3 protein-coding genes are annotated in these 12614 nt (G+C 38.8%); all 3 read right to left on the minus strand.

Translation table 11 applies throughout. The features are described 5' to 3' along the window. Positions 1-227: 227 nt before the first annotated feature. Positions 228-6257, minus strand: coding sequence for a beta-ketoacyl synthase N-terminal-like domain-containing protein (locus CWS31_RS13270; RefSeq protein ID WP_101342709.1), 6030 nt, complete (start codon positions 6255-6257; stop codon positions 228-230). 84 nt (positions 6258-6341) lie between these two features. Continuing rightward, positions 6342-9104, minus strand: a complete 2763-nt coding sequence (locus CWS31_RS13275) for a PfaB family protein (RefSeq protein WP_101342708.1) — start codon at positions 9102-9104, stop codon at positions 6342-6344. Next, on the minus strand, positions 9105-12614 hold a 3510-nt coding region (locus CWS31_RS13280), incomplete at its 5' end, for an SDR family NAD(P)-dependent oxidoreductase (protein WP_148747767.1).

Consider the following 12614-nt stretch of genomic DNA (forward strand, 5'->3'; position numbering starts at 1 on the left):
CACTAACTACGTCATACCAAAGTCTCTCGATACCACTGACTCGCTAAGATGACAATGGATTCCCGCCAAGATAATACGGGAATGACGACTGCAAAGTTAAAAAGTTTAATACTCATGCTAATCACTTCATGCCCGTCACACTAACCACGTCATACCCGAAGTATCTTGTCGGGTATCCATGGTCTTATATCTGCAGCACTCATCCGTTAAACATTTAATTAAATCAATTACGCCTCAGAAATAGATAACACAATATCTTTTACTTCATATATTCGTAAACCATCTTTCGATAAGTTGGCATCACCTACCAAACGTACTTCATCATCATTTATAACAATATCAGTAATATGCACATCCAATGACATTTGTTTATTTAATGGAGTTATTTGACCGCGATATTTCCACTTAACCACACTGGTTGGTGCGATGAACCTTGGGTTTACAAATTGCGCGCCTAAATCGTTTTTAAGTGCGTATGTTTGCATTAGCTCGATTATAGCTTCTACCCCTAAAGAGCCTGGCATAACTGGATCTTGATGAAAATGATAACGGAAGAACCAGTCACTTGCATCAATAGTTCTTTCACCATAAACATAAGCAACGCCAGCGCTGCCACCACCTTCAACGATTGAAACAGTATCAATGAAGTTCATTTGCCCGCCCGCTAGCTTATAATGTGGTTTGTTAGGCTGTGCTTGGTAAAAGCTTAATTGTGAATCGCGTAAATTAATAACGTCAATGTTTGCTTTTGGCGTATTATTATCTTCAAACCACGCATGAGTAATTTTACCGTTATCAATACCAAGTTGGTTAGTTAATGCATCTGCCCCAAAGTAACCAAATACGGCAGTGCCTTTATAAAATAGCTCGTGTTTAGCAATGTTTTGAGTCGCTACATCTTCATTTTTCACATAAAGCTCGAAAGTAAAACTTTGCACTATCATACCGCCTGCCATGGTAGTGCTTAACAAGACAGAATTATTGATGATAGCTTTTCCACGTAAATCCACCTGCTTGAGCAATTCACCTGTGCCATCAAGGTTGCGGAAAAATAGATCTTTATCTGGGTATTTTAAAGTTGTGCCCATGTAACCTGAAATAAAACCATTTGGCTGTAGCGCAATTTCCATAATAAGTGAATATGGCATCCACGCTTCATGGCTATTTTTTGTAAAATACCATGCGTCTTTAGGAACAAAATATTCACTAATACAACTTGCAGGACTCTTTAAATCTAAACGCGTGCCTTTAACTTCAACCACTTGCGTAACCACTTGTAAATCACCACAAGGAGTTCTCGGCGGAATACGACCTTTTCTATTACCTTCGCTATTAGCAGAATAAATATCAAAGTCAGAACCAAAACATTTTGAAATATCACCTGTAGCAAATTCAAATAAATGCCAAGGTGTGAATGGAACTTGATCAGGCACGCGATTATGACCTGCAACCATAGGTGCTTCAAAGTGCTTAATGGGTGTTACGCCCTTTTCTTTTGGCGCGTCTAAATCAGACATCACTTTCATTAAAGGACGCTCTGGATGTTTAAATGGAGCAATGCCGCGCTCGTCTAAATCAGTTTCAGTTAGTGATTTTTCTGTGAAAGTAGACTTAACAAGCACCGTATTATTAGGCAAAGCCACCGGATACGGAGAGTTATGATCTTGCTCGGTGATCATCACTGATAAGTTTTTAAAATCAACGACCACTTTGCCATCAAGTAAAATATCAATATTAGCTTTTAAATATGGGAATGGTTGCATGCCCATTTCGGTGACTTCCATGCGGTAAGTTAGCGTATTATGTTGCGGTAAAACTTGTCCACGACAACGCACTGTTTGCGACTCGCCCGGCATAGGTTGAAAACGGGCATTATTAACATGACTGTGCATACCTAACGACAGCATGTAAAACATCGCCATTTGACCACAACCTTCACTCATTAACGAACCAGCCATCACTTGATCGTCTTTAAAATGACAAGGGAAATACCAATGTTCAGGGGCTAAATCTTTTTGCCCTTCCAGTACACCTAACCCCCAATGACCGCCAGTTTGGTCAATTTTAGTAATACGCTCAATCATCAAGAATTTTTCAGATGAGAATTTTAATGACGGGTTACGCCCGTGTTGATTATATTGCTCGCCAAAACAGCCTGCGACATCGCCATTTACTAATTTAAGCATGTCGTTATAATCAAAAATATTGCGTTCACGTTGCATTAATGGTGTAAAAATAGATTTTTTAGCGTTAGCAAGTTGTGCTTTGTCAGTGTCATTTAAAATAACGCCCTTGCCATCTTTTAGCTCTTCATCGGTGAAAAAACCTGCGCATCCGTTACGCATAATTAAGACTTTTTTATCTCCAACATAACAATCGTAATGGAAGAAAAACAACAATTGTTCGCCATTTTTAGCATACGAATCAATATGAATTTCATAGCGCAGGGTTTCACCGCCAAAAGCCATTTCTTCAAGAAAAGTTAATTCACAATCAAGTAAACGATAAACTCGCTCTCCTTTGGCTTGAAAATCGATGCCAATATATGAGATCAATAATAAATCACATTGTCCAGACTCTACCGATACTGACCATGGAATTTGCCCGTCAATCAAAAACGGTGCATCAAGTGGAATATCATATTCAGTACACATGTAAGATTTTTTATATTCATTAACTTTAGCATCGAGTTCAGTAACACGAGAAACCAATAAATAATCGGTGGTTGGTAAACGAACACGACGTGAATAACTATCAATGATACGGTACTTTTCACCAAACACATTACCAATACTACCTTCTGCAAACTCAACTAAGGCAGCCGTATCCCAAATAATATTACTCGGTTGATTAAACTCCTCTTTTAACTGTAATGGTGGGTATTGATAACCTGCAGGACCTTTTATTTGAAAGCCTGATTGTATTGTTGAGCCGATATCAGGCGCCGCATTTAATGCTTCAGCAGAATTATTAGTGTCGCCAACTTGTTGCCCTATTTTTTGAGCTAATTGTCCTTGAGATAATTGTTGCGAGAGCATTTGCGCAATATATGCCTGAGCTTGCTGGCGGTGCTTTAAAAAAGCCATGTGCGTCGCCGACTCTTGGCTCACGTATTGCTTTAGCGAATGCTTTACTCTAATTGCTGAGATGTTTGCTTTTGTGATCGGTTTTGAATTTAAAGAGTTCAATGTTGCTCCGCTTGAAACTGTTGAGCCAGTAACTTGGCTAAATCTAGGTTTAACTTGCGCTAAATTTATGCTGTTAAATGTGCTATTGCTTAAATTTTCGAAACGACTACCCGAGCGATCGCTGAAAACTTTTTTGATACTTGAAATGATCGAGCTAACATTCTCTTGCTTACTCGCCTTAAGAATTGTTTCAGTTATTTTGTTTCCACCTAAAGTGATGGTTTTAATCAACTGAGGGCGCTGCGGCTTAGTATCAGCTGTTTGCATTACGTTATTTTGATCAGTTTTTATCTGCACAGGGGTAACTGAAGAGAGTATTAAATGCGCACAACTGCCATCTTTACCTAAACCGTTAATTGCCGTGTGATTTCGGGTTGGCTCTGCGCCCTGTAATAAACGCTGCCCTGAGTTAGTTTTGGATAAGCTAAGTGCTACTTTTATAATACTCGCCGCGCCAGAAGCATTAAAAGTATGTCCAATATTATTTTTCACCGAGCCGATAGGTTTTCCTTGATACAAGTTTGGTAAACTACTTGCTTCGGCTTGATTCTCTGTAGCAAAGCCACTGTTATGTGCTTCAATGGAATTAATATCACTAGCACTTAGTTTGGCTTGGGTTAACGCTTTATTAGCCGCCGTATCAATAGCTTTTGGGCTAGTATCATTAACAAAGGCAATACCATCAATGGTGGCATAAGCCGTTTGCTGATTGCCAATAGCAGGTTTTAAAACAAACGCGGCAGCGCCCTCACCAATTTTCCACTTTTCCTGTAACTGCGCTTGCCACTGCTCCTGTCGCTGAGATTTCAATTGCTCAGTTGCAAGTGGATTAACATCAAGCTCACCATAATGTTGGCGTAAGGTAATATTCTCAATCGAGCCAGCAAGATCAACCCCGGCAATAACAACCGCTTCAACATCACTAGTTTGAAATAAGTTTTGCGCTAACTCAACACAGCGATATACCGAGTTTTCTTCGGCAGATACGGTAATGGCAGGGCCTGAAAAATCCCATAATGCTGAAATACGCGATGCCATGATATTACCAATAAAACTGGTATATTGATTAAGTTGTGCGGCAAAGGCTACCCCATCTTTAGCAATAGATGTTAGTGTTTCGCGCTGTTCTTTGCTTAACTCAATACCTTGTTGAAATAAACTATCTTCAATCTGCGTGGCTAAGTTTACTCGTCCGCGATATTGATGCAGCTCTAACTCCATGCCCATTGCGACGAGCACCGCAACATTACTACCTGCGGTCAAGTTGGCATCTTTAGCCGCATTATCGGCAACTTTCATCATCATCAATTGTTGAGGAATTAAACAATCTTGTTCATTTGGCGGTATTTTAAAACGTAAAAAATCTATTTCAAAATCTTCAATATATCCACCAATAGGCGCTTTATTTAATGCTAAAGCATTCATTACTACGGAATTGTGGTTAATACCTTTCCAGCGTTTTGCTGGTAATTCTCTAAAGGTTGTTGATTGACTATCAAGTAAGGTATCAAATTCTGTTAAGTTTTTTGCTGAGCCAAAGTGCGCATCCATTCCAATTATAGCTAATGGCTCGACTGGCTTGGCTTGTGTTACTTCTCTATCAATATCCGCACTCGGTTTTACGCTCATTAAAGCGTTAGGCTGTTGTAAAACTAAATGTGCATTAGAGCCACCAAAACCAAAAACGCTCACGCCGGCTATTCGAGGTTTATGTGCTGTTTGAGTATTATTATTGGTCGGCCAATCAAGGGTGTGAGTTGGCATTTGTGCTGCTCCCAAATACCCTTGCTTTGTAGTAATAGGTTGATGCAAATTAATTGTTGCCGGTATTTTACCTTCATTAAGCGCCCATATTGCTTTGGTCATGCCAGGCATGCCTGCAGCAGTAAGTAAATGTCCGAGATTTGATTTTACTGAGCCAAGTACAGGTTTATGGTGAGTAGTGCTCTTAGTTTGGTTGTTACTGGTTACATTTTCATCATAACGAGAAAAGAATGTTTCCATCGAGCCAAGTTCAACTTTATCACCCTTTGGCGTACCTGTTGCGTGGCACTCAATATAATCAACATCAGCAGGATTAACACCTGCATTTTCATAAGCGCGTTCATAAACTAATACTTGCCCCTTGGTATTTGGACTTAATACAAATTCACCTTTACCATCATTTGATAACGCGCCGCCCTTAATAATGGCGTGAATTTTATCGCCGGCTTTAATGGCATCACTTTCACGTTTTAATACCATCATGCCCGCACCTTCACCGGCAAATAAACCTTGTGAGTTTTTATCAAACGGTGCGTGTACATTGTTTTCTGGGTAAGCTTGAAATATAGAAAAGCCCATATTAACAAATAGTGGATCTGCGCCTGACACTGCGCCGGCTAACATCATGTCAGCTTTACCTGTCAACAAATAATCACAGGCTAGTTTCACAGAATAGCAACTTGACGCACAAGCTGCATCAAGTGAAAAATGCGTAGCGCCAAGCCCTGCCGCTTTGGCAATTAGTGCCGAGGGATAACCTGCAACCAGTGCATTGTCAGCTTGAACAAGCACATTATCATTTGAAATGTGATTAGAAAATGAAGTTAATTTAAAATCAGTCTCCAAAACTTGTTGTAGAGTGTCTTCAACCACTTGATGATACAAAGGCATAAATAAGTGGTTTGATGATTTGGTCGGAAAAGATAAGTTTCCTAAAATTACGCCACAATTAGCAAGTTTGTCACTACGCCAATAACCTGCATCACGTAATGCTTGCTCTGCGACATACAATGACCACTGATTTAAATCATCAAGTTGATTTAAATAACCTGTCGTCAATTGGCTTACTTGATCGCAAAAAACCTGGGCATCAAAGTTAAAAGCACCTATATAGCCACCATGAACGCAGTAGAATTTATCAATATCACCTTTTTTACCTGTGTATTTATCAACATCAACCCCCATTTGTGCAAAAGTCGCTTTTGAACGGCAATCTTGTTTGTTGAGTAATTGTTGCCAAAATTCTTGTGGCGCACTTGAGCCGGGAAATAAATTGGCGATACCTACAATGGCGATGTTTTCCATGAATCTCTCTTTTATCTACATTCTGATGTTGATTAATATTATTCAGCTGTTTGGATTTTTTAATTATGTCTAATGATTAGTTTTCTAATTACGAGCACTGATTATCATAGTGCCGTAAAACAAACTCGTAAGATCAAGTGTTATCCCATGACTCACGAGTTTTGCAATGGCGCGATAATAAGTTAACTCATCACTCACGCCTTTTGCATTAACAGGCACTGTTACACTTTGACCTTTCTGCTCCAAAACCTTCTCCACCCATCCCGACAATGAACGCCCTGCACCCATTTCAATAAATACGCGCGCGCCATTATCATAAAGTGCATTCACCAAGCGAGGAAAGTCAACTCGATCACATAAACATTTAGCGATAGAGTTAGCGATAGCTTTACTCAACTGCGGCACAGGTAAGTAACAAGAACTTGAATACAGTTTTGTACTACTACGTTGATTTACCGCCATGGTGTATAAATCAACCATGTTATTGTATTCCGTGATTGCAGGTTCACTATGAATAGCATTAGCCATATTAAGTGGCATGGCACGCACGCCAAGTTTATTAATTACCCGTAAACAATCTTCAGGATAGCCACCAATTAATAACTGCTCTGGCGTATTAATAATGGTGCAAAACACTCTATCTTCATCAGTAATTTCCGCTTCAACCTCGGCTAAGGTGGCCTTAATGGTGTAAGTTTCCCACACAGTATTGGCATTATTATCGATATTTTTTTCTGGCAGATTCCATTGTTCGCGTAAGGTGAGTAAATCGCCTGACAGTCGTTCATTAAACGTTTTTGAATTAGCTAAACGATCTGTTAATAAACTAGGTTTTTGCCAACAGCCTAAAGCCGCATACATGCTAACTTCCCCCATGGAATAACCCGTAGCAAAATCAGCTTTAAGCTTAAACACCTCGGTAAGCACTTTGGTGAACACACAACTAAACGCCACACCAGCTTCAGCAATATCAGCTAGATTGCCACGCAAAGCTAAATCTCGTTGCTTTAATTCATTAAAATTTAAGCGATTAATACTACGCGGGTTTATTAATAGATCTTTTAAACTACTGCCAATATCATCAGCTAAATTAACAATCTGTGGATAGATTTCTGGAAACAGTTGTAACAAGTCACTACCTAAACCAAGGTAAGTGGCGCCAATACCTGGATACATAAAACAGACATTGTTATCCTGTCCCTTTGCTAAAGTATCTGCAGTAAAGTAACTTCCCTTAGGCGTTTTCCATTGAGTGCTCGATTTACTCGGGACTTGTTTAGTTAAAAGACTTTCAAACGCAGCTTTAATGCCCGCTTGTGCTAACTGGATCTCTTTTTGTAATTCTTCTATTGATTCAGCCAATAATGCTAACGTATAGGTTTTGTTTGAACTAACTCGATACTGTTGATATTGCTGATCGGCCATCAATTTTAAATTAGCGTTACGGGTTAGAAGTTTTGCTAGCAAGTTCGTTAATGTTTGTTGTAACTCTGCTTCATTATCACCATTAACTAATAGCAGACGTAAATCGCTATTAGCTAAGTGACCATTGTAACGAACAGCCACTTGTTCACTACTTTTGTTTTCAACGTATTCACTCAAAACAATATGACAATAACTGTTTGCAGTTAAACAACTATAAGCGGCACTGTGTTTGCTCGCATCAGAATTGGGATACCAAGGTCTAGCTGTTGTTGGAAAATAAAAAGCCGATGACTGCCAATTGCATAAAGTAGATTTCGTAGCCGATGATTTCGCGTCTGAGTTCTTAACTAAATGATTAGCTAAATGATTAGCTGGTTCAAGCGAGTATAAAGCTTTAACTGACTGCCAATCGTTAATTCCGGGGATATAACGTTGTTGTAAAGCTATCACAGTGCGTAATAAGCCCAAGACCTGTGAAAAACGCCCTCCCTCACCAGTAACACTTCGCGCACAACTTATGGCACGAGTTAGGCTGGTAGTCATTGTGTGATTAAGTTCGTTAGTTGTCGGCTCAAGGGGATAACTATTAAGTAATACGCCAGCCTCTAATTCGCTTAAGTCTACATCCGTGTGCGGGTTATGCCCTAATGCTGAGACTTCAACTAAACCTATGTTTGCGCCTGTGTGCTGTGTTGCAACCTCGGCTAACGATTGTTTAACCGCCTCTTGCATCGCAATAGCGTTAACCTTTGATACCGCCATGCTATCAATTTGAGCATAAATCGGTAAGTTTTTATCTTCGGCTATTTGTTTTGAACAGAGCAAAAAACTCGCAAAACCTGATACAGTTTGATAACAGGTAAAAGATTGATCGAAGCTAATGGTGTTATTTATATCGGTGTTATTTATATCCGTATCATTTATATCGGTATTATTTATATCAGTATCATTTACTTCGGTACCATTAACGTTTTCAGCCGTGTTTAGGCTCAAACCGATTATCGCAACCAAACATTTTTTGTCTGTAAGTTCAGTAGCTAGGGTTAACGCCTCACTTAACTCATCCACCACAATAATCGATTGTTTGTTTTGAAGGTCAAAAGCGGTCTTATTTTTTTTAACAGGGTTATCGCTAGCAGCATCAACAATATTATCAGTAACAACAATAACGCTTAGGTTTGAATCTTTTAATTCCTGATTAACCGTTGGCGTAGCAGATAGCTGAGACAACATGCGCTGCGAACTATCATCTATCAGTTTATTTAAAGATAACGGTTTTGTTGATACAAGATCGCTAGCTTTAAAATGCGTCTTACCCAAGTGCACCTTACCCAAGTATAAAGCTCGGGCAACACGATCGATAGTAGCGTAGTCACCAAACTGCGCATCAATACCAACAATAGCAATATTATTCATGAGCATTTATTTGGTTATTCCTGCCATTTCAACAGGTAAAAACATGTCGTTTAAACTTTCACTTGCGGTAACTTTCGCCGACTTTATTTCTGCAAGTATTTCACCAGCTTCATTAATAAAGTTGATATCGGCAACTAAGTTGCCACGGTTTGCGCCTTTTCCACTACTTTTAACGACTTTTAATTGTATATAAAATGCTTTATTAATTTCGATCTGCTCATAAATCTGCCACGCTTGAGTACTTGACGGCAAACTGCCTAAGCCTAATTCGCGTTTTACCCAGACAAGCATGGCCTGATAAGCCAAGTCATTAGCAAAAATATTAGCGAAGCTATTAGTATTGTTACTTGATTTTATATCTAGTGCGAATTCACCTTGTTTTTGCTCAGCAATTAACGGCACTTTACAACCAAGTAATAAACCTTGTTCATTACATTCAATAAGTTGAATTATGCCTTGTAAGCTTTCACCATGAAACAAGGTACCATTTTGATATAAATCATTTGCATTTTTAGCTGTCTTATCAGTTAACTTAGTCTCTACCTTAGCAGTTAAACCATTGATAAAGTTAGTATCAATTTTAGTCACTAAATTATCTTTGTTAGCTGAGTTGTCAGTTAAAACAAGCTGAGCACTGTAATGAAATACCGTTTTACCTGTTTCTTCATTCAGCGAAGATATTTTGCAATTTACTATTTGAGTATTATTTTCTTTAATATTAGTCTCTTGAGTATTTGCTCCTTGAGTATTTGCTTCTTGAGCATCTTCAAAGCTAAGCGCTATCGTAAAGTCTTTACTTTGTGCTTTGCTGTCAAAGGTCACACCTTTTAATAATTTATAATTATTAATGCTTTGTAGCTGATATGCAGGATATGCATTTGTTACCGCTTCGCTCATCCATGCAAGCGCACATACCGTTGGCAATACTTGCTCTTGATTAATAACATGATCAGCTAAAAAAGGATTGTTAGTCACTTGCAGTGTCTTAAAAACTGACACTGCTTTAGGTAAGCGACTAACTAGTGACTTTTTTACAGAGTCATCCACTGGTACCGTATCATTTACCGTACCGACTCCTGAATCTTTGGAAAGGTCATTACCCACTAGGATTTGTGCACAACGGTTACTACTAGCATTAAGCTCTTTAACTAATAATTTTGCGCCAGCATCAAGGGGAATAATATAAACACCGCGTGCATCAAACATACGTTTTAGCTCAGGTGTTACCATGCCACCATCCCAAGGTCCCCAGTTAAAACTCAATACTTGGGTATTTGGATATTGTGCTTTAAAACGATAGGCGGTTTTGTTTAATATTTCATTAGCGATAGAATAATCAGATTGTCCAGGGTTACCATAAAAACCTGCTGCGGATGAAAAAAGTACTAAATGCTTAATATTTTCAATTTGGCAAACCGATAATAACGATTGCAAACCGTCAATTTTAGTACTATAGACCGCTTCAAATTCTTGAAGCGTTTTTTGTTCAATAAACTTATCCGCTAAAACACCTGCGCCATGAATAATGCCAGTAATGGCGTTACAGCCTGTTAAGCCTAACGCTTTAATGGCTGGCTCAACCGCAGCATGAACACTTTCACTGTTAGTGACATCTGCAGCAACATATTTTGCTTGTCCGCCCGCCAGTTTAATTGCATTAAGAGTTTGTATAATTTCACGATTAGCTAAAATTGGACGGACGAAATCAGAAACTTTAACTGGCGTTGGCTTTTCACCAGAAGCAATAAGCACTTGCATAGCAGCTTTTTTTAATGCTACTTCATCTTGATGTCCTGAAGCCCAACTTGGTTCGTGCTTTTCATTCGACGCTAATAAAGGTGAGCGTCCTACTAAAATAAACGTCGATTTGTGCTGCTTGGCAATTTCGATAACACAATGAGCAGTAACTCCTTTTGCACCACCACTGACTAAAAATACTGAGTCTTGAGTAATCGGCGTAGTATTTAAGTTATTAGCTGAATTAGTACTCGAGTTAGAATTATTTTGTGCCAGCGAATAACTATCAGTTTGTTCGCCAACTAAGGTTAATCGTGAGCCGATGTAATTGCTTGAGTTATTGCTTGAGTTATCGCTTAGCTTGTGACTTAGATTATCAGTATCATACGCAACTTCGATTAGTGAACCATCAAGATCAAATAATTCATCATATATGATACTTGCCGCACTCTCAGCAGCTAATGTATCGGATAAATCGACTAATCGGCAGAATACAGCGCTTTCATTATCAGCTTGTCCGCTCCATTCATGTGATAGAGTTTTCACCAAGCCACTTAAACCTCCTTGTACTAAATCAGTTTGTAAGTTAGCTTTAACGAGTGTTTCTGCATTTTCAGTGTCTGTAAAACCAAGTGCCCCACCTTGCTTAGTAACCACCATAAATGATGCTCGGGCATTCGTTGCCGATTTAACATTACAATGTTTTGCTAAAACGAATGCTAACATTAACCCTTGTTTAGCTGCATTTGAATACACCAGCTCGTCATTTTCTTCACCGCCAAATTGGCTATTTTCTTGAAGGTAAATAACCGCATCAAACTGAGCATGTTGTTGAAGTATTTGGCTTACTTGCGCTTCATCAATGGTGTTGTCTTTACTACCAATATCAATAACATTGACCGCTTTGTTAAACTGGTTTTTAATTTTATTGCTAACTTTTTCTTTAGTCTTTTCATTAATATTAGCTCTTAGCCAATTTGGTTTTAGCACCGTCACTTGCCAACCATCGATTATAAGCTTTTCACTGACTAATATTGCCGTATCGCTACCATCATCAACCAGTAAAACGTTAGGTTGTTGCGCTATGTCATGATTAGTAAAGTCTTGTGCTATTTTAGTTATTGATGATAATGGTTGTAGCGCTACTGTAGCACTAGGCGCTGGATTAACGATATTTACAATTGTTGTGTTTTTTTCAAAGCTTTTAATTTCCTTAGGTTTTTTATCGCTTGGTGGCTCAGTTGGAGGTATAGGTGGTAAACCTCCATGCATTTTATCTTGCATGTGCTTTACAATTTCACCAAGTGTACGCAGCTCTGCTAAATCTTCTGGATTAAGCTCAGGTAAGTCTGTAATTATTTCTTGTACTGCACCTAGGATTTCAACACGTTTAATTGAATCAATACCTAAGTCTGCTTCCATATCCATGCCAAGCTCAAGCATTTCAGTTGGATAACCTGTTTTATCGGCCACCACTTCCATCATCACTGTTTGAATATGATCTAAATCGATAGTTACTTCAGAAACGGTTTTCACTTGTATATCTGGCGTTTGTGAAACAACATTTGAAACAGCTGTTACCTTGCCTTGCATATAAGAAACTATCTCCCCAAGGGTTCTGAGCTCTGCTAAATCTTCTGGATTAAGCTCAGGTAAGTCAGTAATTATTTCTTGTACTGCACCTAGGATTTCAACACGTTTAATTGAATCAATACCTAAGTCTGCTTCCATATCCATGCCAAGCTCAAGCATTTCAGTTGGATAACCTGTTTTATCGGC

The organism is Colwellia echini (genome assembly GCF_002843355.2).
Classification (GTDB): domain Bacteria; phylum Pseudomonadota; class Gammaproteobacteria; order Enterobacterales; family Alteromonadaceae; genus Colwellia; species Colwellia echini.

Coding starts and splice junctions, on each gene's coding strand:
- CWS31_RS13270 (WP_101342709.1), bottom strand. CDS start 6,257: ATGGAAAACATCGCCATTGTAGGTATCGCCAATTTATTTCCCGGCTCA.
- CWS31_RS13275 (WP_101342708.1), bottom strand. CDS start 9,104: ATGCTCATGAATAATATTGCTATTGTTGGTATTGATGCGCAGTTTGGT.